Origin of the sequence: Curtobacterium sp. MCBD17_028, from assembly GCF_003234875.1 — a bacterium.
Taxonomy (GTDB): Bacteria; Actinomycetota; Actinomycetes; order Actinomycetales; family Microbacteriaceae; genus Curtobacterium.
The window spans coordinates 477,323-499,518 of record NZ_QKTQ01000001.1 but is presented as its reverse complement, the minus strand read 5'-3'; the positions used below and the strand labels follow the sequence as shown (position 1 = coordinate 499,518).

23 protein-coding genes are annotated in these 22,196 nt (G+C 72.4%); 12 read left to right on the top strand and 11 right to left on the bottom strand.

Annotated elements, in window-relative coordinates; genetic code table 11:
* The first annotated feature begins 56 nt into the window (after positions 1–56).
* Positions 57–341: a type II toxin-antitoxin system Phd/YefM family antitoxin gene (locus DEI86_RS02285; protein ID WP_111048703.1), complete on the top strand. Its 285-nt coding sequence runs from the start codon at positions 57–59 to the stop codon at positions 339–341.
* A gap of 241 nt (positions 342–582) precedes the next feature.
* On the opposite strand, the gene DEI86_RS02275 is transcribed toward DEI86_RS02285, so the two are convergent.
* On the bottom strand, positions 583–1,509 hold the full coding sequence (locus DEI86_RS02275; RefSeq protein WP_111048702.1) for a fibronectin type III domain-containing protein: 927 nt from the start codon (positions 1,507–1,509) through the stop codon (positions 583–585).
* Positions 1,510–1,689: 180 nt separating this feature from the next.
* Positions 1,690–2,487 (bottom strand): DeoR/GlpR family DNA-binding transcription regulator, encoded by a 798-nt coding sequence (locus tag DEI86_RS02270; protein ID WP_111012728.1) that lies wholly within the window; start codon positions 2,485–2,487, stop codon positions 1,690–1,692.
* Between the two features lie 270 nt (positions 2,488–2,757).
* Between DEI86_RS02270 and DEI86_RS02265 the strand changes: the two genes are divergently transcribed.
* Genes DEI86_RS02265 through pdxA form a run of 4 tightly spaced genes read left to right on the top strand, consistent with a single transcriptional unit; the run spans position 2,758 to position 7,094 of the window.
* Entirely contained in the window at positions 2,758–4,098 is a 1,341-nt protein-coding gene (locus tag DEI86_RS02265) for an MFS transporter (protein ID WP_111036032.1), read from the top strand.
* Positions 4,085–4,978: a cyclase family protein gene (locus tag DEI86_RS02260; RefSeq protein ID WP_111048701.1), complete on the top strand. Its 894-nt coding sequence runs from the start codon at positions 4,085–4,087 to the stop codon at positions 4,976–4,978. The genes DEI86_RS02265 and DEI86_RS02260 overlap by 14 nt, the downstream gene beginning before the upstream one ends.
* Before the next feature lie 44 nt (positions 4,979–5,022).
* Positions 5,023–6,075 carry a four-carbon acid sugar kinase family protein gene (locus DEI86_RS02255; RefSeq protein WP_111048700.1) on the top strand — a complete coding sequence of 351 codons (1,053 nt, stop codon included), beginning with the start codon at positions 5,023–5,025 and terminating at the stop codon, positions 6,073–6,075.
* Entirely contained in the window at positions 6,072–7,094 is a 1,023-nt protein-coding gene (gene pdxA / locus DEI86_RS02250) for a 4-hydroxythreonine-4-phosphate dehydrogenase PdxA (RefSeq protein ID WP_111036035.1), read from the top strand. The genes DEI86_RS02255 and pdxA overlap by 4 nt, the downstream gene beginning before the upstream one ends.
* Positions 7,095–7,177: 83 nt before the next feature.
* Here the strand turns inward: pdxA and DEI86_RS02245 are convergent, their stop codons facing one another.
* The 4 genes from DEI86_RS02245 to DEI86_RS02230 form a co-directional block, all read right to left on the bottom strand.
* Positions 7,178–8,626, bottom strand: coding sequence for an MATE family efflux transporter (locus DEI86_RS02245; protein WP_111048699.1), 1,449 nt, complete (start codon positions 8,624–8,626; stop codon positions 7,178–7,180).
* Between the two features lie 117 nt (positions 8,627–8,743).
* Complete coding sequence (locus DEI86_RS02240; protein ID WP_111008520.1) at positions 8,744–9,193, bottom strand: MarR family winged helix-turn-helix transcriptional regulator; 450 nt, start codon at positions 9,191–9,193, stop codon at positions 8,744–8,746.
* A 165-nt stretch (positions 9,194–9,358) separates the two neighbouring features.
* On the bottom strand, positions 9,359–9,844 hold the full coding sequence (locus tag DEI86_RS02235; RefSeq protein WP_111012721.1) for a hypothetical protein: 486 nt from the start codon (positions 9,842–9,844) through the stop codon (positions 9,359–9,361).
* A gap of 89 nt (positions 9,845–9,933) precedes the next feature.
* Entirely contained in the window at positions 9,934–10,272 is a 339-nt protein-coding gene (locus tag DEI86_RS02230) for a DUF3140 domain-containing protein (RefSeq protein ID WP_111008522.1), read from the bottom strand.
* Between the two features lie 213 nt (positions 10,273–10,485).
* Here DEI86_RS02230 and DEI86_RS02225 point away from each other — a divergent pair, with 213 nt between their 5' ends.
* On the top strand, positions 10,486–12,180 hold the full coding sequence (locus tag DEI86_RS02225; protein ID WP_111048744.1) for a glycoside hydrolase family 13 protein: 1,695 nt from the start codon (positions 10,486–10,488) through the stop codon (positions 12,178–12,180).
* Between the two features lie 66 nt (positions 12,181–12,246).
* Here the strand turns inward: DEI86_RS02225 and DEI86_RS02220 are convergent, their stop codons facing one another.
* Positions 12,247–12,549: a helix-turn-helix transcriptional regulator gene (locus DEI86_RS02220; protein WP_111048698.1), complete on the bottom strand. Its 303-nt coding sequence runs from the start codon at positions 12,547–12,549 to the stop codon at positions 12,247–12,249.
* A gap of 89 nt (positions 12,550–12,638) precedes the next feature.
* On the opposite strand from DEI86_RS02220, the gene DEI86_RS02215 reads away from it, so the two are divergent.
* Together DEI86_RS02215 and DEI86_RS02210 are read left to right on the top strand one after the other, a co-directional pair.
* Complete coding sequence (locus DEI86_RS02215) at positions 12,639–13,790, top strand: MFS transporter (protein WP_258376438.1); 1,152 nt, start codon at positions 12,639–12,641, stop codon at positions 13,788–13,790.
* 54 nt (positions 13,791–13,844) lie between these two features.
* A complete protein-coding gene (locus DEI86_RS02210) occupies positions 13,845–15,911 on the top strand; it encodes a prolyl oligopeptidase family serine peptidase (protein ID WP_111048696.1) in 2,067 nt (688 codons plus the stop codon).
* Between the two features lie 79 nt (positions 15,912–15,990).
* On the opposite strand, the gene DEI86_RS02205 is transcribed toward DEI86_RS02210, so the two are convergent.
* The gene (locus DEI86_RS02205; RefSeq protein ID WP_111048695.1) at positions 15,991–16,362 is read right to left on the bottom strand and encodes a hypothetical protein; all 372 of its coding nucleotides are present in this window, start codon (positions 16,360–16,362) and stop codon (positions 15,991–15,993) included.
* 121 nt (positions 16,363–16,483) lie between these two features.
* On the opposite strand from DEI86_RS02205, the gene DEI86_RS02200 reads away from it, so the two are divergent.
* The 3 genes from DEI86_RS02200 (at position 16,484) to DEI86_RS02190 (ending at position 18,119) form a co-directional block, all read left to right on the top strand.
* Positions 16,484–17,200 carry a haloacid dehalogenase type II gene (locus tag DEI86_RS02200; RefSeq protein WP_111048694.1) on the top strand — a complete coding sequence of 239 codons (717 nt, stop codon included), beginning with the start codon at positions 16,484–16,486 and terminating at the stop codon, positions 17,198–17,200.
* A gap of 77 nt (positions 17,201–17,277) precedes the next feature.
* The gene (locus tag DEI86_RS02195) at positions 17,278–17,709 is read left to right on the top strand and encodes a hypothetical protein (protein ID WP_111048693.1); all 432 of its coding nucleotides are present in this window, start codon (positions 17,278–17,280) and stop codon (positions 17,707–17,709) included.
* Positions 17,710–17,759: 50 nt separating this feature from the next.
* Entirely contained in the window at positions 17,760–18,119 is a 360-nt protein-coding gene (locus DEI86_RS02190) for a hypothetical protein (RefSeq protein WP_111012715.1), read from the top strand.
* Between the two features lie 51 nt (positions 18,120–18,170).
* Here the strand turns inward: DEI86_RS02190 and DEI86_RS02185 are convergent, their stop codons facing one another.
* Positions 18,171–19,259: an alpha/beta fold hydrolase gene (locus DEI86_RS02185; protein ID WP_111048692.1), complete on the bottom strand. Its 1,089-nt coding sequence runs from the start codon at positions 19,257–19,259 to the stop codon at positions 18,171–18,173.
* 106 nt (positions 19,260–19,365) lie between these two features.
* Between DEI86_RS02185 and DEI86_RS02180 the strand changes: the two genes are divergently transcribed.
* Positions 19,366–20,160, top strand: coding sequence for an aldo/keto reductase (locus tag DEI86_RS02180; protein WP_220037236.1), 795 nt, complete (start codon positions 19,366–19,368; stop codon positions 20,158–20,160).
* An 89-nt stretch (positions 20,161–20,249) separates the two neighbouring features.
* Here DEI86_RS02180 and DEI86_RS02175 read toward each other — a convergent pair whose 3' ends face one another.
* Together DEI86_RS02175 and DEI86_RS02170 are read right to left on the bottom strand one after the other, a co-directional pair.
* Positions 20,250–21,695, bottom strand: a complete 1,446-nt coding sequence (locus DEI86_RS02175; protein ID WP_111048691.1) for an MFS transporter — start codon at positions 21,693–21,695, stop codon at positions 20,250–20,252.
* A complete protein-coding gene (locus DEI86_RS02170; protein ID WP_111048690.1) occupies positions 21,692–22,162 on the bottom strand; it encodes a MarR family winged helix-turn-helix transcriptional regulator in 471 nt (156 codons plus the stop codon). The genes DEI86_RS02175 and DEI86_RS02170 overlap by 4 nt, the downstream gene beginning before the upstream one ends.
* Positions 22,163–22,196 lie beyond the last annotated feature (34 nt).

The window sequence follows — 22,196 nt, the reverse complement described above, 5'->3', positions numbered from 1 at the left end:
GAGGCTCGCGCCCATGCCCACGATGACCAGTCGGCGCAGGCGCTGGAATTCTGTACATGACGACCCTGTCCCTCGCCGAAGCCCGCGCCAACCTCTCGAAGCTCATCGAGTCCGCGGTCGCCACGCAGGAGCGCTTCGAGCTGACGAGGAACGGAAGCCGGGCCGCCGTGCTCCTCAGTGCGGACGACTACGACGCGCTGCTGGAGACCGTCGACATCCTGAGCCGACCCGACCTGGTCGCGTCACTCCGTGGTGCACTGCAGGAACTCGAGGAGGGTGCGGTGTCGTCGGTCGACGAGGTGCGGACGGCGATGCTCTCGCGAGCTCGGCTCGCGGAGTGACGCAGCCGTATCAGCTCGTCTTCACGAGGACCGCGCGCCGGGCGCTCGCCGAACGTCTCCCCGCAGGTGTCGCCGCCGCAGCCTGGCGATTCATCGTCGGACCCCTGGCGGCGAACCCGAAGCGAGTCGGGAAGCCCTTGCGACCGCCCTTGGCCCCGCTCTTCTCGGCGCGACGCGGGGAGTACCGGGTGCTGTACCGGATCGACGACGACCGCCCGTCAAGCGGGACGGCCCGGGTACCTCACGGGTACAGCTTGTTCGAGTCTCCGATCTGGATCGACCCCTGCGCCGCGGGCCCCACGCCGGAACTGGTGATCGCGGACACGGACACCAGGTAGGTGAACGTGGAGTCGAGCTCACCCGAGGTGTAGGAGCGCGCGCTCGGCGCGAGCACGACGACGGTCGGCGCGGCACCGGTGGCCAGCTGCTGCACGGTGACTTGGTACCCGAGCACCTTCTTGCCGGCCGAGACCTGCGGTGCCGCCCACGCGGCGGACACCGTGCCGACCCGCGCGTTCTCGTCGTTCCGCGTGACCACGAGGGCACGTGGCGGCGTGACCTGATCCGACCCGACGCGCACGGTGGTCGAGGCGGATCGCCCCTGGCCGAGGTCGCCCGTCACGGTGACGGTGTAGGTCCTGCCGCGGACGAGGTGGTTGAGCACGAGTGCGGTGTCGTTCGCCGAGGTCGTGCTGATGCTCTGTGGGCCGATGCCGAGTGAGTCCGTCCCGTTGCGGCTGACGACCCACGCGCCCTGGGCGCCCTCGGGCTTCGTCCAGTGGATGAGGGCACTGCCGAACGTGGCGCGGGCCGAGGCGAGGGGGAGCGGTGTCGCCGTGAGGGCGGTCGGAGCCGGGGCCTTCGCGGTGGCGGTGCGCGCGGGCCCGGCGGCGCTCGGCTTCGCCGTGGCGGCAGTACTCGACTTCGCCGCCGCGGCAGCGCTCGGCGTGGCGGACGCGGTCGCGGACCACGGCGTGGCGGACGGCGACGCAGACGAGGGCGTGGTCGCGGACGGTGTCCGCCCGGCGGCCGGCGCGCTGCTGCGGGCTGCGGCGGACGCCGCCGTGGTCGCGTGGCCGGATGCGGTCGCCGCGGCGGCGGGAACGGTGATGCCGACTGCGGCGATGCAGACGGCAGCGGCGATGACGGTGATGGTCGTTGTGCGCACGGGTTCGGGTCCCCTCGGGTGTCGCGCTTCGGGTGGAGCTCGATCACCGTATCCGGTTTCGGCGGGCCCCCGGAAGGGGGTGTCCGCTCTGCGTGTCGCCCCGCATGTCGGGCCGCGTGTCGGGTCCGGGCTGGCTCACGCGTCGGGGCCGCGTTCCGACCCGCGTGCACGCGCCGCGCGTCAGCCCCGCCCGCCGGCGACGAGGACGGTGACGTCGCCGCGCGCCCGGAACGGCGCCAGCTGCTCCTCGGTCGCCCCCGCGTCGGTGATCAGGGTCCACGGCTGTTCGATCGGTGCCCACGCGTCGAACGGGGCGCGACCGAGCTTCGAGCTGTCGGCGAGCACGTAGACGTGTTCGGCGTGGTCCATCATGAGTTCCTTGAGCCGGGTCTGCACCGGGCTGGCCTCGCAGATCCCGAGCCGGGCGTCGAGGCTGTCGGCGCCGAGGAACGCGCGGTCCGCTGTCAACCGGGTGAGGGCGAGCTCGGCGAGGGGGCCGACGAACCCCTGGCTGATGTTCCGGAGGTCGCCGCCGAGGCCGATGACGTGGACGTGCTCGTCGTCGGAGAGTTCGGCCAGGGTCGTCATGCCGTTGGTGATGACGGTGAGGCCGGAGCGTCCGCGCAGGCGTCGGGCGAGGCTGCCCGTCGTGGTGCCGGCGTCGAGGATGAGCGTCTCGCCCTCCTGCACGAACGTCGACGCGAGGCGGGCGATCTGTTCCTTCTGCGCGACCGCCATCGTGGTCCGCTGACCGAGCGAGGGCTCCTGGCCGGCCGCGCTCGTGGCGATGGCGCCGCCGTAGGTGCGGGCGAGTTCGCCATCCGCGGTGAGCTGTGCGAGGTCGCGGCGGATCGTCGACGGGGTGACGTCGAAGGTCTCGGCGAGCTGTTCGACGTCCACCAGTCCGGCGCGCGAGGTGAGCTGCTTGATCTGCTCGCGGCGCTGGGCGGCACCGGTCTTGCCCCTGCCTCTGGGCATCTCCGCGGCCCTCCCGTCCTCCGGTCCGCCGAGTCCGGCTCGGAGAACGGCACACGGAGCATACCGGGCGGCCGGATCCGGGCGGGTCTGGAGGCGCGGCGCGGCTTCGCCACGGCAGGTCAGCCGGTCCGTTGGTCCGTCGAGCAGCGGTCCGGCCCTCCTGGTGTTGCGCTGAGCGAAACGCGCAGTACGCTTGGTTCTTGCGCACAACGCGCAATCAAGGAGCCGGCCCGGATGCCGAGCCCCCTCGCCCCCCTCGAGAGGTAGTCCATGAGCGGCACAACGAAGTCGTCGTCCAACCACGTGTTCCTCGTCTGGCTCACGGTGTTCCTCGGGTGGGCGGTGACCACCCTCGACCTGCAGATCGTCAGCTTCGTGCAGGGGCCGATGGCGAAGTCGTTGCACACGAGCACGGGCACCGTCGGCGACGCGTTCTTCCTGTACGCGGTGGGTCTGGGCCTCGGCGCCCTCGTCCTCGGGTACTTCAGCGACCGGCTGTTCGGCCGGAAGCGCGCGTTCATGTACGGCATCATCGGCACCGTCCTCATGACCGGTCTGACCGGTCTCGTGCAGGACGCGCCCCAGCTCATGGTGGTCCGCTTCCTCGCCGGGTTCTTCTCCGGCGGTGAGTGGGCGATGGGCCTCGCGATGCTGTCCGAGTTCGCGCCGGTCAAGCGACGGTCGCTCATGCTCGCCGGCACCCAGGCCGGCGTCGGCGTGGGCTACGGCCTCGCCAACGTGTTCGCGCAGACCTTCGGCGCCCCGACGGCCGCCGGGTGGCGCGTCGCCTACCTGGCGTCCTTCGCGTTCGCGGCCATCGCGTACCTCGTGCGCCTCGGCCTGCGCGAGTCGCCGCAGTGGGCGAGGATCAAGGAGGCCCAGGAGGCCGCGCCCGGCGAGTTCAAGCAGGGCCTGCGTGCGCTGTTCGCCAAGAAGCAACTCGGCTACACGCTGATCGCGCTCATCATCGCCTTCCTCATCGGTGCTCCCCAGGGCGGCTGGGACTTCAACTACCCGGCCTGGTACGCCCACGGCGGCATCACCGGACACCCGATCCCCGCGGTGTCGGGCACCACGATCACGTACGCCTACGAGATCGCCCTGGTCGTGTCCACGGTGTTCGGCGGCTGGTTCATGGACAAGGTGTCCGCCAAGTGGACGCTGCCGCTCGTCTGGATCGCGGTGCCGTTCACCCTGCTCATCTGGCTCGCGCCGTTCTCGCAGGGCGTGGTGCCCGTCTCGCTGTACCTGTTCATCGCGGGCTTCTTCCGTCAGCTCGGCTGGAGCGTCACGGCGGCGTACTTCGTCCTCCTGTTCCCGACGCGGATCCGTGGTGTCGGGATGGGACTGGCGGTCGTCGCGGAGTGGTCGCTCGGCTACGGGACCTCGGCCTTCTGGGGCACGAACCTCGTCACGAGCGGCAACTGGAACACGTTCTGGCTCCTGCAGGTGATCCTGCTCGCCCTCATCCCGATCCCGATGGTGATCGCCGGTGTCGAGACCCGCGGGCGCAAGCTCGACTTCCAGGAGGACGTGCTCGAGCCCGGAGCCACGGCGGCCGTCGCGGCGCCCGGTCTCCTCGGGAAGGGGGAACCCCGTGCGCGCGCCTGAGCCCCGCGAGATCGGCCGCGTCGGGGACATCGGTCCCGCCGACGTCCTCGACGCCCTCGGGGCCGCCGGACAGGGCCGCGTCTACGACCTCGACGCGGGCCGGTTCGTGGGCATGCCGCAGTGGGACGGACACCCGACCTTCACCCTCACCCCGTACCGCACGCCGCAGGGCATCAAGCGGTCGCAGGACATCCCCCTGTTCGGCGAGCAGCAGAACGCCGCAGGCGTGAGCATGCTGACCGAGCTCATGATCACCGGCATGCACACGGGCACGCACCTCGACGCCCTCTGCCACATCACGGACGCCGACGACACGTGGTTCGGTGGCTTCCACGCGGCGGAGCACAGCAGCGACTTCGGTCCCACCCGGGCCGACGCCGCGAGCATCCCGCCGATCGTGCTGCGCGGTGTCCTGCTCGACGCCGCGGGGTACTTCGACGTCCCGCTGCTCGAACAGGGCCGCGGGCTGTCCCGGGCGGACCTCGAAGCCGTCGCCGCGGCCCAGGGGACGACGATCCCGCCGCGGTCCTGCGTGCTCGTCCGCACCGGCCTCATGTCGGTGTGGCCGGATCCCGCCCGCTACGGGGCCGCCGACGGCGCGGGCCCCGACCTCGAGGCCGCGCGCTGGCTCATCGACGACCTCGGCTGCGTCGTGCTCGGCTCGGACACCTCGACGGTCGAGCAGGTCCCGTCCGCCGACCCGCAGAACCCGCACCCCGTGCACGAGTTCGCTCTGCGGCAGCGCGGCGTCCACCTGCTCGAGAACGCGTTCCTCGAGGACCTCGCGCGTGATGGCGTGGACGAGTTCACGCTCATCTGCCTGCCGCTCAAGATCGCGGGCGCGACCGGCTCGATGGTCCGTCCCATCGCGATCGCGTAGACGGGATCCGAGCAGTGCAGCACACAGACCGAGGAGGAGACGCGATGGAACGGTGGCTCATCCTCGCCGACGACGTCACCGGCGCGCTCGACAGCGCCGTGGGCTTCGCCGGGACCGGCCTCGTCGAGTACGGGGTGACGCTGCCGGTCCACGTCGACGTCGCGTCCGTCTCGACCGGGTCCCGCGCCAAGCCGACGCACGACTGGGAGACCGACGACCGGTTCGACCGCGACGCCGTCGACCGCCTGTTCGTCAAGATCGACTCCACGCTCCGTGGCTGGCCGGGCGAGCACGTCCGCACCGCCGTCGCGTGGTGGGGCCCGTCCGCGACGGCCGTCATCTGCCCGGCTGCCCCGGCACTCGGCCGCACCGTCACCGACGGCCGCGTGCTCGTCCACGGGACCCCCGCCGCGCAGACGGCCGCCGGAGCCGATCCGGTCGCCCCGACCCGCGAGGACCGCCTGCCGGTGCTGTTCGACGCGCCCCTGGTGGACCTCGCGGACCTCCCGGGCGCGATCGGGCACCACCCCGCCGTCGTCGTGGACGCCGCGACCCAGGCGGACCTCGACGCGCTCGCCGCCGTCATCGAGGCCGCCGGGCCCCGTGCCGTCCCCGTCGGCGCGTCGGGCCTCGCGGCGGCACTCGGCGCACGGCGCTCGCCACGGCAGGCGCCGAGCCCGCGGGCTGCACGCGTGGTCGTGGTCGTCACCTCGGTGCACCCCGTGTCCCGCGCGCAGATCGACGCCCTGGAGGTCCGGGTGCCGATCGTCTCGCCGCCCGCCCTCGACATCGGGACGGTCACGCACGAGCAGGCCGTCGCGATCGCGCGGGCCACCGCCGACCGTGCCGCCGAGCACGTCCACCGGGATGCCGACACCGCCGTGGTCGTCATCGGCGGCGACGGCACCGACGCCCTGCTCAGCGCGCTCGGCGCCGAGGGTGTCGAGGTCCTCGGGTCCGTGCTGCCGGGCGTGCCCTGGGGTCGGATCCGCGGTGGTCGCGCCGACGGCACCACGATCGTGACCAAGTCCGGCGGCTTCGGCGACGCCGACACCCTGAACGCCATCATCCGCACCCTCACGAAGGACGAACCATGACCAACCCCACGCTCGCGCTCACCCTCGGCGACGTCGCCGGCATCGGTCCGGAGATCACCGCCAAGGCGCTGCTCGCACACCCCGAACTCCGGGAGATCGCGCGTCCGGTCGTGATCGGCGATGCCGACGCGATGCGCCGCGGGATGCGCGCCACCGGATTCGACACGGACGCCCTCGTCGTCATCGAGGACCCGCGCGAGGCCCGGAACGACCCGGACACCGTCGAACTCGTGCAGAGCGGACCGTCCCTGGCCGACGTCCCGATCGGCGAGCTCAGCGCGGCCGCCGGCGACGGCGCCTACCGCTTCGTCGTCGAGGCCTGCTCCCTCGTCAGGGCCGGCCGCGCCGACGCGATCGTCACCGCGCCGCTCAACAAGGCGGCCATGCACGCGGGCGGCCACGACTTCGCCGGCCACACCGAGCTGCTCGCCCACGAGTTCGGCGTCAAGGACTACAGCCTCGTGCTCTCGGCCGGGGACCTCTACGTGTTCCACCTCACCACGCACGTGTCGCTCCGCCGTGCGATCGAGGACGTCACCGTCGAGCGGACGACCCAGGTGCTGAACCTCGCACACGGGCTCGCACGGGCCCTCGGGCGTCCGGAGGAGCGGATCGCCGTCGCCGGCCTCAACCCGCACGCGGGCGAGAACCGGCTGTTCGGCGACGAGGACGCCGACGTCCTCACCCCGGCGATCGAGGCCGCCCGCGAGCGGGGCATCCCCGTCGACGGACCGATCCCCGCCGACGCGCTGTTCCCCGCGGCGATGCGCCGGGGCCGCTGGAACCTGCTCGTCGCGTGCTACCACGACCAGGGCCACGCCCCCTTCAAGTCGGTCTACGGTGACGACGGGGTCAACATCACGGTCGGGCTGCCCGCGGTGCGCGTCTCCGTGGACCACGGCACGGCGTTCGACATCGCCGGGACCGGCCAGGCGAACGAGGCGAGCATGCTGCTCTCCTGCGTCCGGGCGGCCGAGCTCGCCCCGGGCTGGGGCGCGGTGGTCGACGCGCTCAGCTGATCCGGGGGAACGGCCGGGAGGCACGGTGCGGGTCGGACCCGCACCGCGCCTCCCGGCCGTCCCGGCTCGCTCGTCGCGCCGCATCACGCTTCCTCGAGCACGGCCTCCGCGCGCTCCGGGCTGCCCTCGGCGAGCCCGCGGTCGATCGAACCGCGGAGCCCGAGCCACATGACGATCCCGGCGACGAGGACGAGACCCTCACTGACGGTGAGCGCCCAGATGATGCCCCCGAGGCCGAACCAGAGGTTCGCCAGGATCACGATCGGGATGAACAGCACCCCCTGGGTGACCGACATGATCGTCGCAGGCAGGGCGCGACCGGTGGCCTGGAACAGCGACGTGATGAGGCCGGTGAACCCGTTGCAGATCATCGACACGAGCTGCGCGGTGATGATCGTGGCGCCGACGGCGAGCAGCGCGTGGTCCGCGACGAACAGTGAGAACACCTGGTCCCGGAAGGCGAAGACGACCCCGGAGAACACGAAGGCGATGCCGCCGACGGTGATCGCCGAGCCGCGGAGCGCCGCAGCGAGCCGTGCCCGGTCGCCCTTGCCGAACGTGTAGGCGAGCAGCGGCAGGACCCCGAGCGTGACGCCCATGATGAGGAACTCCGGCACCTGCGCGATCCGCACGGCGACTCCCATCGCGGCGAGGGGGCCGTCGCCGTAGCCCGCTGCCAGGTTGTTGAGCACGAGCGACGTCACGATGAGGAACGCCGACTGCAGCAGCTCGCCGATGCCGACCCCGAACACGGGCCGCATGACCGCGGGGGAGAGCGTGAACCATCGCGGCGCGAGGCTGACGTGCTCGCTGTGCCGGGTCAGCCACGTGACGAAGTACACGACGGTCACGAGGTTCGACAGCCCGACCGACAGTGCCGCGCCGGCGACACCCCAGCGCAGCACGAGGATGAACAGCACGTCGAACACCAGGTTGCCGACCGTGGACGCGATGAGGCCGATCATCACCTGCCGTGCGGCGCCCTCGGCGCGCACGAGTTGCTCGAGGCAGAACGCCGCGGCGAGCACCGGGACGAAGGCGAGCATGACCGCGACGAACGCGCTCGTCGCGGGGACGGCCACACCGTGCGCGCCGAGGGCGAGCACCAGGGGGTGCAGGACCACGAGGCCGACGCCGCCGAGCACCGCGCCGACGATCACCGCACCCCACACGGAGAACGCGGCGACGTGCTTGATCTCGCCCGCCTCCGCGGGGTCCTGTTCCGACGCGCCGAGCAGCCGCGAGATGAGGGCACTGCCACCGGTCCCGAACACACCGCCGACGGCCATGACGAGCCCGAGGATCGGCGAGCCGAAGGTGACGGCGGCGAGCAGCGTCGCGTCGTGCAGCGAACCGATGAACCCGGCGTTGACGACGTTGTAGACGGCTCCGACGATGAGCGCGGCGGCCATCGGGATGCAGAGGTGGACGAGCGCCCGCACGATGGGCGCAGCGGACAGGTACCAACGGTTCGTGCCGATGGCGGGGGCGGCGACCGATGCGTCGACGGTGGTGGGGGCTGAGGTGCTCATGGTGACTCCTCGAGGGCAGGGTGGAGCCCGGTTCCGGGCATGACGGATGGCGCGCCGACGGACGCCGGCACGGCGGTGGTGGGGGTGCGGCCCGCGGACGGGCGCGCGGGCGACTGGCTACTGCTCCCGCGTCGGACGCGGGAGTGCGGAGGTCACCTTGGTGAGCAGGGCGTGGAGGGTGTGACGCTCCTCCTCGCTCAGGGGCGCGAGGATGGTCTCCTCGGCGTCCCGCATCGCGTCGTCGAACCCGGCGATGAGCGCGGCGCCCGCCTCGGTGGCGTACACGCGTTTGCTCCGTTCGTTCCCGGGTTCCGTGCGGCGCTCGATGAGTCCGCGTCGTTCGAGCCCCTGCAGGAGACTCGAGACGCTGGCCGGGGTCGTCCGTGTCATCGCGGCGATGTCACGCTGGATCGCACCGGGGTTCTGCACGAGGAACCCGAGTGCGAAGCCCTGCTGGTGGCTCAGCTCGCGCTGCCGGATCCAGTCCAGTCCGGCCTGCTGCTGCGCCCAGCCGACCCACCGGAGCAGGTCCAGGTTGGTCGTGAGTTCGGGCTCCTGTTCGGTCATGGTCAGAACTCTGACAGTTCAATACCTAACTGTCAAGGATCAAACCGACCGATCCTGATCGGGCGCGACGGCCGGGAGGCGCGCGACGGCCGGGGGCGCGCGACGGCCGGGAGGCGCACACGGCGCCTCCCGGCCGGGAGTGGTCCTGCGGTGGTGGTCCGGGGGTCAGTACCCGAGCGGCTGGGCACCCGTCTTCCGCGCCTTGACCGCGGCGAAGTAGGCGCTCGACGGCCGGAGGTACATGAGGATCGTCGCGACGATGGCGGCGACCTCACCGACCGCGTTGATGCCGTGGCCCCCGAGGATGGTGAAGAGCGACAGGATCGTCAGGATGAGGAGCACGATGCGTGCCCAGTTCGCCCCGCGACGCATGAACACGTCGAACAGGGCGAACGCGATGATGGAGAGCACGCCGATGACGATCGCGATCACGAGTCCGGCGACGAGCGCGGCGTGCACCGTCGACTCCGAGAGGTTGCTCGACGTCGACGCGACCCGTCGCTTTGCTTCGTCCTCCGCCGTGCCGAAGGTCGAGATCGAGACGATGAGGCTGACGATCTGGGCGAGCACGGCGAGCATGAACAGCCAGAACGCGGCGTTCACCAGCGTCGGCGGGGTGGCACGGGCCTGGCGCTCGGAGGCGTAGGTCATCGGGACTCCTTCGTCGGAAGCATGAGCGTGGTTCGACTGTGAGTCTGCCCGTTCAGCGGCCGCCGCGTCCGCGGGCATGTGCTCCCGGCTCAGGTCGAGGGCTTGAGCGGGTCGTGCCCGATGGACATGAGCCGGTGCCGCCACTCCGCGTCGCCGGCCGTCGGCTCGCGGTCGTCGCCGCGCTCGGCCTGCACCTCGGCGACCACGGTCTCCATGACGGTGACGTCGTCGTCGGTCAGGTCCGTCCTGCGCTTGCCGAGGATCTCGAGCACGGCGCGCGAGCGCTCGTCACCGGCCTGGTCGGCGAAGGCCTCGCTGTCCGGCTGCGACGCATCGGTCTCGAGCCACTCGCGCAGTTCGCGCGAGGTCATGTTGACGGCCGCGTGGAAGTCGTCCCAGAGGGCGTCGTCGATGTCGGTGTGGGCCATGGAACCTCCTGCGTGGGTGGGAGAGCGGACCGGTCGGACCGCGGACGAGGACCGGTCCGACCCTAGACGTCGGGTGCCGTGCCCCTTCAGCTGCGGGTCAGGGACGCGGGAAGCGGGCCTGTCGCCGTCGGGAGCGCCATGCTGGGGGTGATCGTCCGCCGTTCGTCGACGTCCCTCGTGCAGGGACCACGACCATCCCAGGAGGCCAACGCCATGTCCGAACCCACCACCCCGGGCCTCACCGCACGCGACGACGGCGAGCTCATCGCCATCGACGGCACCGACCCGGACTGGTGGCGCCAGGCCGTCGTCTACCAGGTGTACCCGCGGAGCTTCGCCGACAGCAACGGGGACGGTCTCGGCGACATCGCCGGTGTCACGAGTCGCGTGCCGTACCTGCAGCGGCTCGGCGTCGACGCCATCTGGCTCAGCCCGTTCTACCCGTCCGCCCTCGCCGACGGTGGGTACGACGTCGCGGACTACCGGAACGTCGACCCGCGGCTCGGCACGCTCGACGACTTCGACGCCATGGTCGCCGCCGCGCACGACGCCGGCATCAAGGTGATCGTCGACATCGTGCCGAACCACAGCTCGAACGACCACGCGTGGTTCCGGGAGGCGCTCGCCGCCGAGCCCGGTTCCGCCGCCCGCGAGCGCTACGTGTTCCGCGACGGGCTCGGCGACGACGGGCAGATCCCGCCCTCCACGTGGCAGTCGAACTTCGGTGGCAGCGCCTGGACCCGCACCACGGACCCCGATGGCACACCGGGCCAGTGGTACCTGCACCTGTTCGCGCCCGAGCAGCCCGACTTCAACTGGGCGAACCCGGAGATCCGCGAGGACTTCCACACCACGCTCCGGTTCTGGGCCGACCGCGGGGTGGACGGGTTCCGCGTCGACGTCGCACACGCGCTCGCGAAGGACCTCAGCGAGCCGCTCCGCGACGCGAACCCGAAGGACTTCGACCTCCCGCTCGACGGCAGCGACCCGCTGTACGACCGCGACGAGGTGCACGAGATCTTCAGCGGCTGGCGGCGGGTGTTCGACGAGTACGACCCGCCCCGCACCGCGGTCGCCGAGGCCTGGGTGCCGAGCGCGCGGGTCGCCCTCTACGCGCGGCCGACCGAGCTCGGGCAGGCGTTCAACTTCGACCTGCTCCGCGCCGACTTCGACGCCGGCACGTTCTCGCGGATCATCGACGACAACCTGCGGCTCGCGGCCGAGAGCGGTGCGTCGAGCACGTGGGTGCTCTCGAACCACGACGTCGTCCGCCACGCCTCCCGCTACGCGCTGCCCGCCGGTGCGGACGAGGAGGACTGGCTCATGTCCGGCGGCACGCGTCCTGCGGCGGACGAGGCCCGGGGACTCCGCCGCGCCCGCGCCGCCACGCTCCTCCTGCTCGCGCTGCCGGGCTCGGCGTACCTGTACCAGGGCGAGGAGCTCGGACTCCGTGAGGTCGCGGACCTGCGTGAGGAGGACCTCCAGGACCCGGTGTGGGTCCGGAGTGCGCACACGCGCAAGGGCCGTGACGGCTGCCGTGTCCCGCTGCCGTGGGACACGTCGACGCCGGCGTTCGGCTTCGGCCCGGCCGCGCCGCACCTGCCGCAGCCGGCGTGGTTCGCCGACCTCGCCGTGTCCGTGCAGGACGGTGCGCCCGACTCGACGCTCGAGCTCTACCGGGCCGCACTCCGCGCCCGCCACGCGCTGCAGCACGGCGAGGACCTCCGCTGGCTCGACGCTCCGGGGCCGGACGCGATCGCCTTCGCCCGGCACGACGGTTGGGTGTGCGCGATGAACTTCGGGACCGACCCCGTGCCCGCGCCCGCCGGCTCGGTCGTCGTCGCGAGCGGTCCGCTCACCGCGGCTGGCGTGCTCCCGGGGGAGACCACGGTCTGGGTGCGTCCCTGACCGTCGCCCTGGGGAACGGCCGGGAGGCGCGGCGCGGGTCCGACCCGCACCGCGCCTCCCGCTGCGTCATGCCTGCGTGACGGCCGCGATGAGTCCGGGGAACCGCACGTCGAGCTCGTCGCGCCGCAGCTGGATGGCGTGCGTCCGGCCGTCGATGATCGTGCGGGTCAGACCGGCCTCGCGCAGGGTGCGGAAGTGGTGCGACATGGTCGACTTCGTGACGTCGACGCCCCAGTCCTCCATGGTCTTGCCGTGGGGTTCGCCGTCGGCGAGGACCCGCACGATGTGCAGGCGGATCGGATCCGCCAGGGCGCGCATGACCTCGACGAGCTCGACGTCGTCGATGGCGGGGACGGGGTAGTCGGGCACGGGCCTCCAGAAATAGTTCGACAACAATCGAACGAATGCGTACGCTGCACCGTATGACGGTGATCGAACGATCGTACCCAGCCCGCGCCGTGACCGCACGTCTGGCGGTGCTCGCCGCCGGCCTGTTCGTCGTCGGGACGAACGCCTTCGTGATCGCCGGGCTCCTGCCCGAGATCGCGACCAGCCTGCACACCTCCGTGTCGCGGGTGAGCTACTCGATCACCCTCTACGCGATCGTCGTGGCGGTCGCCTCGCCCGCGATCTCGGTCCTCCTCGCTCGACTCGACCGCAGCCGCCTCATGGCCGGTGGGCTGGTGCTCATCGCGCTCGGCACCGGCGTCGCAGCCATCGCGCAGACGATCGAGGTGTTCGACGTCGGCCGGTTCCTGGCAGCGCTCGGTGGTGCCGCGCTCGTCCCCGCCGCCACCGCGGCAGCGCCCGCCATCATGCCGCCGGACCAGCGCGGTCGGGCCCTCGCGATCGCCGGTCTCGGCTTCACCCTCGCCACCGCGATCGGATCGCCGGCCGGGACCGCGCTCGCCGGGATCGGCGGGTGGCGGCTCCCGCTCGGCGTCCTGGCGGGCCTCGGGCTCGTGCTCGCGGTGACGGTGGCCGTGTTCGTCCGCGGGGTCCCGCTCGGAGCGGCGATCGGCATGCGGGAGCGGTTCCGCACCCTCGGACACCGGCCGATGCTCGCGACCCTCCTCGCCACCGTGCTCCTCACCATGGCGTTCAACGTCGTCTACATCTTCAGCGCCGTCGTGACCCGGCCGGCGACGCACGGCTCGAACGGCGTGCTCGCCGTGCTCCTCCTGCTCTACGGCATGGGTGGGATCGTCGGGACGAACCTGTCGGGGCGGCTGACCGACCGGGTCGGGAGCCGGCCGATGGTCGCGGTCGCCCTCGCAGCCGAGGCGGTGGTGCTGGCGGTCCTGCCGTTCGTGGACCGTTCCGTCGTCGCGGTCGGCGCCGCGTTCGTCGTGTGGGGTGTCGTCGCGTTCGCCGCCGTGGTGCCCGTGCAGCACCGCCTCGTCGGCATCGACCCCGGTACCGCGGGGATCGCGCTGTCATGGTACTCCACCGCGATGTACGTCGGGATCGCGCTCGCCCCGGTGGTGGGCGCGCAGGTCCTCGGGGTCGGGGTCGACGCGGGAGCGGTGGCGGTGCCCGTTGCTGGTGCCGTGACCGCCGTGCTCGCGCTCGTGGCGTTCATGTCCGGGTACGCACGTCCTCGGCGGTGAGCGGCCCGCGCGGATGCGGCCGCTCGTCGGCGCCCCGCCGTACGCTCGGAGGCGATGACCTCCTCGCTCTTCGCCGACCTCGACTCGTTCATCCGCCACCCCCGCGTCACGGGCCTCGCGCTCAGTCACGACGGCGCCCGCCTCGTCGCGACCGTGCAGGAGCCCGACGCGGACGCCGCCCGGTACCGGAGCGCGCTGTGGGAGGTCGACCCCGTCGGCGATCGCCCGCCGGTCCGCCTGACGTCCTCGGAGCAGGGGGAGTCGTCGCCCGCGTTCACCCCGTCCGGCGACCTGCTCTTCACGTCGAGCCGCCCCGACCCGCGCAGCGGCGAGAACACGGAGGACCCCGCGCTCTGGTCGCTGCCAGAACACGGTGAGCCGATCCGCGTCGCGACGAGTCCCGGTGGCGTCGGGAGTCCGCTCGTCAGCCGCTCGGGTGTGGTGATCGTGACCGGCAGCCGCCTGGTCGGCTCGTCCTACGCCGACGAGGACCGAGCCCGCCGCGAGCGCCGGAAGGACCAGGCGGTCACCGCGATCCTGCACGACGGCATGCCCATCCGCTGGTGGGACCACGAACTCGACGACACCGAGGCGCGCCTGCTCGTGCTCGACGATGCGGGGGCCACCGCCCCCGACGCCGCTCGAGCCAGCGACCGGGAGGCCCGTCCCACCCCGCTCCGGGACCTCGCCCCCGACGCGGGGCAGCGCTTCCGGAACCCCGAGTTCGACATCGCTCCCGACGGCTCCTTCGTCCTCGCTCGCGCCACCGAGCGGATCACGGGCGGACGCTCGCATGCCGTGCTCCTCCGGATCGACGTCATGACGGGGGAGCGGTCCGTCGTCGTCGACGAGGACGGCGGCGACGCGAGCCAGGCGCGGATCGCGCCCGACGCCTCCCGGTTCGCCGTCGCGATGCGCGTGCGCGGGACGTACGACTCCCCGCACCAGGAGTGGATCGAGGTCCGCAGCATCGACGGCGGAGCAGCGGTGCGGCTCGAGCTCGGCGACATCACAGCGAACGACGTCGTATGGACGGCCGACGGAACGGGCCTCCTGGTGACGGGTGACCTGCACGGCGCGGGGGCGGTCGTCCTCGTCGACCCGACCTCCGGTGCCATCGTCCGATGGCTCGTCACCGACGCGTCGTACTCGAACCTCCTCGTGCACCCGGACGGGCGGACGCTGTTCGCGCTCCGCTCGGCGATGGACCGTCCGGCGAGCCCGGTGCGGCTCGACGTGACCGCGGAGGACCAGACGCCCGCGTTCCTGCCGGCCCCCGGCGTGGTCGACACCCTGCCCGGCACCGTGCAGCGAGTATCGGCCGAGGTCGACGGCGTCGAGGTGCCCGGATGGTTGTTCCTGCCGGACGACGCGCACCGCGGCGACGGCCCGGCACCCGTCATGACCTGGGTGCACGGCGGACCGTTCTCGTCCTGGAACGCCTGGTCGTGGCGCTGGTGCCCCTGGCTCGCCGTCGAGCGCGGGTACGCCGTCGTGCTGCCCGACCCGGCGCTCTCGACCGGGTACGGCGACGAGTGGATCGCGCGGGCCTGGCCGCACCGCGCCGCGATCGTGTGGCGTGAGGTCGAGGGCGTGCTCGACGCCGTCCTCGCCGACAGCGACCACCGCCTCGACCCGACGCGGACGGCGTTGCTCGGCGCGAGTTTCGGCGGGTACATGACGAACTGGATCGCCGGCCACACCGACCGTTTCGACTGCATCGTCACGCACGCCGGGCTCTGGTCCCTCGACCAGCAGCACGACACGACCGATGCCGCCGAGAACAAGAACGGGATCTTCGGCACCGAGCAGGAGCACCCGGACTGGTACGCGCAGAACTCGCCCGACCGGACCGCCGAGGCGATCACGACGCCGATGCTGCTCATCCACGGGAACCGGGACTACCGCGTGCCGATCTCCGAGGCGCTGCGGGCGTGGTGGGACCTGGTATCGGGGTTCCCGGGCGCGCCCGAGGACATGCCGCACCGGTTCCTGCAGCTCACGAGCGAGAACCACTGGGTGCTGTCGCCGTCGAACTTCCGTGTGTGGAGCGAGACCGTGTTCACGTTCTGCGACCAGCACGTCCGCGGCGGGGAGGCCCTGACCAACCGGATCGACTGAGGGATCGCGATGGACTGACGCGGCCGCATCGAGGGCCGTCGCCCGTTCGTCCCGGCGCGGCCCGCCGGCCTCGGTGCCCTCACATCTCGGACAGCGCCACGCTCATCATCGCGACGACGGCGAGGACCGCGACCCCGAGTGCCACCGCGCTGAGGGCCAACGCGGGCCGCACGGCGAGTGCGCGCCGCCGCTCCGGGTCACCGGACCGACCGGGGACGAGCCGCTGCACGAACGGGATCCGGCCACGGGCCGCCAGGTAGACCACCGCCGAGACGGCGAACGCCGGCACGGCGAGGTAGACGACGAACTCCGAGCACGCGCCCACGACGATCGCGACGGTCAGCAGGACGAGCACCCGCCCGGCTCGACCGAGGTCCTTCCGGACGAGCGCATCCGTGATCGGCAGGGCGATGCAGAGACACATGACGGGTACCAGGACGAGGAAGGGCATGGGAACGGCCTCCAGGGATCCGCGGGCGGGTGGTACCGATCGTGGCGGACCGTGCACCGGAGCGGCATCCGTCGTGAGGATGACCGTTCCCGCGGTCGGAAGTGATCCGTAGGTTGGGCGCATGACCGACCACGGAACCGGCGTCGACGCACTCCTCGTCGACACCATCGGCACCGTCGTCGACGACGTCGGGACCATCCGGGACCGTCTGGCGGTGGCGCTCGCCGCGCATGCCGGACACGACGTCGACGCGATCGCCCGTCGATGGGACGACCTGATGGACGCCGCCATGGCGGCGGTCAACACCGGGGAGGCCCCCTGGCGCCCGCACCGCGCGATCCGACGGGAGGCCCTCGACGACCTCGTCGCGGACGGCTCGCTGCCTGTGCTGTCGGCCGACGAGCACGACGCGCTCGTGGACGTCACCGAGACGCTCCGGCCGTGGCCCGATTCGGCGGGCGCCCTCGCGACGCTGGGACGGCAGGTGGTGGTCGCGTCCCTGTCGAACGCGGACCTCGACGAGCTCGCCGCGCTGTCGCAGCGTGCCGGACTGCGCTGGCACGCCGTGGTCTCCGCGCAGTTCGCGCGTGCCTTCAAACCCGCGGCCTCGGTGTACCGGACGGCGTTGGAGCTGCTCGGCGTCCCCGCCGCCCGCACGATGATGGTGGCGGCGCATCCGTGGGACCTCCGGGCGGCGGCCTCGCTCGGCATGCAGACCGCGTTCGTCGCTCGCCCGTCCGCCGACGCTCCGGCGCCCGACGACCGCTTCACGATCACGGTGCGCGATCTCGCCGACTTCGGAGCGCGCCTGCCGACTCTGACGCACCGGCCGGACTGAGACCGGGCCGCGACCGCCTGAAGTGGTCATCCCCTCGGCGGATGTGCGAGCAGTCCTCGGGTTGCGATGCTGCCGTCATGGGGAACGACGGGGTGTGGGCGGGCTTCGACGACGAGTGGGCGCCGGACCCGCTGGCGGATCGGCGTCCGCGGGGGAGTGCGGGCGCGTCGGTCGTGGGGATGACGTTGCTCGTCGGCTACGCGGCCGCGCTCCTGGGCGCCTACCTCGTCCTGCTGGCCCTCGTGCGTCACGAACCGCACGCGGCGCTCACGACACCCTCGTGGTGGGTGCAGGTGGCCGCCCTGCTGCTCGGGCTGTTGTCCGTCGGCTCGGTCATCGCCGCGGCGACCGTGCTCGTGCTCGGTGTCCGCGGGGCGCGCTCCGCCGACCCGGGACACCGCACGCTCGGGGTCGTCGTCGTCGTCCTCGGCGCGATGGCCGTCCCCGTGTCGTTCTGGGTGCTCGTGACCGGTGGCGTCACCGCGCTGTTCGGCTTCGGCGGGTTCTGACATCGCTGGCGGATCCGGGCCTAGGCTGCGGGTACGACGACGAGGGGATCGTGACGATGACCGACCGACAGACCTACCACGGAGATCCGACCGCGACGGCGCGGAGTGCACAGCGCGGCAGCAGCGGCACGTACGTGGCGCCCGAGTTCGCCGAGGTCGACCACCGCGAGCCGCTCACGCCGCTGCGTCCCCGGCAGCTCGCCGTCCGGGTCGTCGTCTCGGTGGTGCTCGGCGTCATCGGACTGTTCGACCTCGTTCGCGCGGTGTCGGGCATCGTCGCGGCGGCAGACCCGGGCGCTTCCGCCCCGGTGGCCTCCTCGATCCTGCTGTTGCTCCTCGCGCTGGCGTTCCTGACCTACCCCGCCATCAACGTCGTGCGGTGGGCGCGCTGGCGGCACGCCCGCCGCTGAGCGGGGCCGGGTTCGTCGCTGCCGCCAGGAGCTGACCGAACGACGCCGCCGTCACCACCCGACCTCGACCGCTCGTCGGACGCCCCACAGGTAGTCGTCGGGTCGCTCCCACGCCGCGAAGTGCCCGCCGTGTTCGAACTCCCGCCAGTCCACGATCCGGAAGCGTCGCTCGGCGAACCGTCGCGGCGCGTTGACGAGGTCGGCGGGGAACACCGTCATCACGGTCGGTACGTCGATGCGACCCCAGTCCTTGCCGCCGCTCACCGCGTAGGGCGCGAACGACGTGCCGATGCATCCGCTGACCCAGTAGGCGGTGATCCAGGTGAGCAGCTCGTCGCGCGAGAACGGCGGCGTGTCCACCGCCTGGTCGGTCCAGCGGTCGAGCTTCTCGCCGATCCAGGCGGCGAGGCCGGCAGGCGAGTCCGCGAGCCCGACCGACAGCGTGTTCGGTCGGGTCGACTGTTCGTGCATGTACCCGCCCTCGTCCCGTTGCCACTGTCGACCGCGCTCGACGTAGGCGCGCTCGTCGTCGTCGAGGTCGTCGGGGAGGCCGCCGAGGAAGTGGTACTGCGACACGTCCGTCAGGTGCAGCGCAGCCACCGCTCCGGGGTGCCGGGCCGCGATCGCCTCGCCCACGTCACAGCCGACGTCCCCGGCCGAGACGACGAACCGGTCGAACCCGAGGTCGAGCATCGCGGCGTGCACGGCGTCCGCCATCTCGATCGCCGACCAGCCGCTCCGCTCCGTCGCCGCGGCGAACGGGAAGCCCGGCAGCGCCGGAACGACGCACGTCACGTCGTCGACGCGGTCGAGCACCCGCTCGAACCGGAGGACCGAGTCCGGCCACCCGTGCAGGAACAGGACGACCGGGGCGTCGGCGCCCGCTCGGTGGACGATCGCGTTCACCGGTGTCGCCGACCCCGAGCGCATCCATGGCCGGGCGAGGACGCGCGCCTCGTGGTCCTCCCACCGGTAGGCGTCGGCCCAGTGGTCGAGGAGGGCGTCGAGGTCGCGCCCCGCCATGCCGAGGTCCTGACCGGCGCGGTCGACGGCAGGCAGCACCCGGCGTGCGCGCACGCGCTCGCGCAGGTCCCGCAGGACGTCCGGATCGACGGGGTGGAGGACGGTCCTCGTGCTCATGTCCCCATGCTGCACCGGGAGAAGCGACGAGGACAGGGGTCCTGCCTCCCGGCCGGTCGGCGAGTGAACGCTCACCCGCGCCCGCCTGGCGGAGTAGACAGGCGTCATGCCCAACGACGCGTACAACGAACCAGCCGTCGCCCTGCCCACCGCCTCGATGCCGCTGCTCGGCTTCGGCACCTGGCAGATCGAGGACGCCGACGCCCCCGCTGCCGTGAGCTCGGCCCTCGAGGCCGGCTACCGCCACATCGACACCGCCACCGGCTACGCCAACGAGCGCGGGGTCGGTCGGGCCGTCGCCGAGTCCGGACTCGACCGCGACGAGGTGTTCATCACCACCAAGCTGCCGCCGGAGCACGGCGGCCGTGAACGGCAGACCATCTCCGAGAGCCTGGACAAGCTCGGCGTCGACCAGCTCGACCTGTGGCTCGTGCACTGGCCGCCGAACGGCGAGGCGACCCCGGCGGTGTGGGAGCAGGTCATCGCCGCCCAGCAGGACGGTCTGACCAAGGCCATCGGCGTCAGCAACTACTCGCTGGCGCAGATCGACGAACTCATCGACGCGACCGGCGTGACCCCGTCGGTGAACCAGGTGCGCTGGAGCCCTGCGGAGTACGACGTCGCCTTCGCGCAGGGGTTGGCCGAGCGGGGCGTCGTCCTCGAGGGGTACAGCCCGTTCAAGGCCTCGAACCTCCAGGACCCGACGTTCCTCCGCATCGCCGAGGCGCACGACGCCGACGCCGCGCAGGTCATCGTCGCATGGCACATCGCGCACGAGTTCGTCGTCATCCCGAAGTCGTCGCAGCCGGAGCGCATCCGCTCGAACGCGCGCGGCGTGACGTTCCAGCTGACCGAGGACGAGGTCGCCGCGATCGACGCCCTGGGCGGCACCGCCCGCTGACGCACGACCCCGCGAGATCGCAGTCGTTGCCGTTCCAGACGCGGTCTGAACGGCAACGACTGCGATCTTGTGAAAGAGGGGGTGGACGGTCAGGGCGTCCGGGCCGGGCGCGAGAGCGCTGCGAGCGAGCGATCGGCGAGCGTCAGCGCCACGAGGACCGCGGCCGCCACGACCATGATCCACGCGAGTTCGTGCAGCCCGGGGGTGGTCGCCCGCGCCCCGAACGCCGCCCCGCCCGACGCCGACGCCACGATCGCGCCGAGGTACGAGAACGTCCGGAGCAAGCCCGCGGACGCGCCGACCCGCTCGGGGTCCGCCTGGTGGTACAGGGCGTTCTGGTTCGCCAGGTTGAGCAGCCCGAGCGGGATCCCGACGAGCGTGGTGAGGGCGAACAGGAGCCACACGGCCGTGCCGGACCCCACGGCGAGGAGCAGGACGCAGCCGACGAGCAACAAGACGCCGCCGACGACGAGCTTCGCCCGCACCTCGGGCCGTCTGCCGGTCAGGGTCGACACGACGATGGCCGCACCGAACAGGGGGAGCAGCACGAGCCCCGCGGCCGATGCCGACAAGCCACGGCCGTCCTCGAGCCACTGCGTGAACCCGTAGAGGAACGCGTAGCTGACGACCTGGGCGACGAGGGCGCGCGCGAACGTCCCGAGCAGCGGGAGGTTGCCGGCGAACACCCGCACGTCGATGAACGGGTCGACGGCACGGAGTTCGCGCACCGTGAAGGCGACCGCGGCGGCGACGGCGACCACGAGCAGCCAGACGAGTGCCGGCCGCAGGTCCATGAGGAACAGCAGGAGCGCGAGGAGCGTCGCCGCGAAGAGCAGGACACCGGCGACGTCGAACCGCGCACGCGTCCGGGTGGCGTCGAGCGCGGTGTGCCGGGGGAGTGCGACCCAGCCGAGCACCAGACAGGCGACACCGAGCGGGATGTTGACCGCGAACGTCGCCCGCCACCCGCCGACGGCGATGAGGAGTCCGCCGAGCGTCGGCCCGATCACCGCGATGGTCTGCGTCGTCACGGCGAGCGCGGTGAGCACCGCCTGGGGGCTGTCCTGCCCGGTGCGGCGGCCCTCGGCACGGATGAGCGTCATGGCGGCGGGGTACCCCGCGCACGTGCCGAACCCGAGCACGACCCGGGCGGCGACGAGCCACCCGAGCCCAGGGGCGGCGGTGCCGATCACGCCCGCGACGAGGGTGAGCACGGCGCCGACGAGGAACAGCCGCCGCGGCCCGAACGTGTCGACGAGTCGCCCCACCAGGGGCTGCCCGATCGACGTCGCCAGGTACAGCGCGGACACCAGCCAGGCGGTCTCCGACGCGGGGGCGCCGAACGCGGCGGCGATCGGCACGAGGGCGACCGCGATGATCGACGAGTTGATCGGGTTGAGGATCGACCCGAGCATCATCGGCGCGAGCAGGCGCCGGTCGAACCGGTCGGGAGGCGCGGCGCGGCGCGGTCGTCCGGCTCCCGGCGTGGACGGTGCAGTGGGGCGGGGGAGCCGCCCGGCGTCCGACTCGCTCATCGGTGGGTGCGCTCCGTCGGCGCCTCGGCGACCCGGTCGAGCAGCGCCAGGGCCTCGAGCAGGCGACGGCGCTCGTCCTCCGTGTACCGCTCGGCCATCACCTCGGTGAGCCACTCCTGCCGCGCGGCGCGGTTGCCCTCGTTCTGCACCGACCCGGCGTCGGTCAGGCCGACGATCTGGCGGCGCCCGTCGGTGGGGTCGGGTGCCCGCTGCACGAGCCCTGCGGCCTCCAGCGCGGTGAGGGTGTTCGCCATCGACTGCGGCCGGACGCCCTCGAGCACGGCGAGAGCCGAGGCGGTGGTCGCCTCGCCCTTGCCGACGCGGGTCAGGACGGACGCCTGCGAGGGAGTGAGGTCGCCCTCGGCCGCGACCTCGCGCAGGCGGCGGAGGAAACGGCCGACGGCCACGCGCACGGCCAGCGAGGTCGCCGCGGGGGATGCGTCGAGTGGGATCGGTTCGTCGGACATGATCGGCAGCCTAGACTGCGCATCAGTACCTGTA

Excerpts from the sequence above, each read along its gene's own strand:
- DEI86_RS02285 (WP_111048703.1), top strand. The coding sequence starts at position 57 with ATGACGACCCTGTCCCTCGCCGAAGCCCGCGCCAACCTCTCGAAGCTC.
- DEI86_RS02270 (WP_111012728.1), bottom strand. The coding sequence starts at position 2,487 with ATGCCCAGAGGCAGGGGCAAGACCGGTGCCGCCCAGCGCCGCGAGCAG.
- DEI86_RS02265 (WP_111036032.1), top strand. The coding sequence starts at position 2,758 with ATGAGCGGCACAACGAAGTCGTCGTCCAACCACGTGTTCCTCGTCTGG.
- DEI86_RS02255 (WP_111048700.1), top strand. The coding sequence starts at position 5,023 with ATGGAACGGTGGCTCATCCTCGCCGACGACGTCACCGGCGCGCTCGAC.
- pdxA (WP_111036035.1), top strand. The coding sequence starts at position 6,072 with ATGACCAACCCCACGCTCGCGCTCACCCTCGGCGACGTCGCCGGCATC.
- DEI86_RS02245 (WP_111048699.1), bottom strand. The coding sequence starts at position 8,626 with ATGAGCACCTCAGCCCCCACCACCGTCGACGCATCGGTCGCCGCCCCC.
- DEI86_RS02240 (WP_111008520.1), bottom strand. The coding sequence starts at position 9,193 with ATGACCGAACAGGAGCCCGAACTCACGACCAACCTGGACCTGCTCCGG.
- DEI86_RS02235 (WP_111012721.1), bottom strand. The coding sequence starts at position 9,844 with ATGACCTACGCCTCCGAGCGCCAGGCCCGTGCCACCCCGCCGACGCTG.
- DEI86_RS02230 (WP_111008522.1), bottom strand. The coding sequence starts at position 10,272 with ATGGCCCACACCGACATCGACGACGCCCTCTGGGACGACTTCCACGCG.
- DEI86_RS02225 (WP_111048744.1), top strand. The coding sequence starts at position 10,486 with ATGTCCGAACCCACCACCCCGGGCCTCACCGCACGCGACGACGGCGAG.
- DEI86_RS02210 (WP_111048696.1), top strand. The coding sequence starts at position 13,845 with ATGACCTCCTCGCTCTTCGCCGACCTCGACTCGTTCATCCGCCACCCC.
- DEI86_RS02205 (WP_111048695.1), bottom strand. The coding sequence starts at position 16,362 with ATGCCCTTCCTCGTCCTGGTACCCGTCATGTGTCTCTGCATCGCCCTG.
- DEI86_RS02200 (WP_111048694.1), top strand. The coding sequence starts at position 16,484 with ATGACCGACCACGGAACCGGCGTCGACGCACTCCTCGTCGACACCATC.
- DEI86_RS02195 (WP_111048693.1), top strand. The coding sequence starts at position 17,278 with ATGGGGAACGACGGGGTGTGGGCGGGCTTCGACGACGAGTGGGCGCCG.
- DEI86_RS02185 (WP_111048692.1), bottom strand. The coding sequence starts at position 19,259 with ATGAGCACGAGGACCGTCCTCCACCCCGTCGATCCGGACGTCCTGCGG.
- DEI86_RS02180 (WP_220037236.1), top strand. The coding sequence starts at position 19,366 with ATGCCCAACGACGCGTACAACGAACCAGCCGTCGCCCTGCCCACCGCC.
- DEI86_RS02175 (WP_111048691.1), bottom strand. The coding sequence starts at position 21,695 with ATGAGCGAGTCGGACGCCGGGCGGCTCCCCCGCCCCACTGCACCGTCC.
- DEI86_RS02170 (WP_111048690.1), bottom strand. The coding sequence starts at position 22,162 with ATGTCCGACGAACCGATCCCACTCGACGCATCCCCCGCGGCGACCTCG.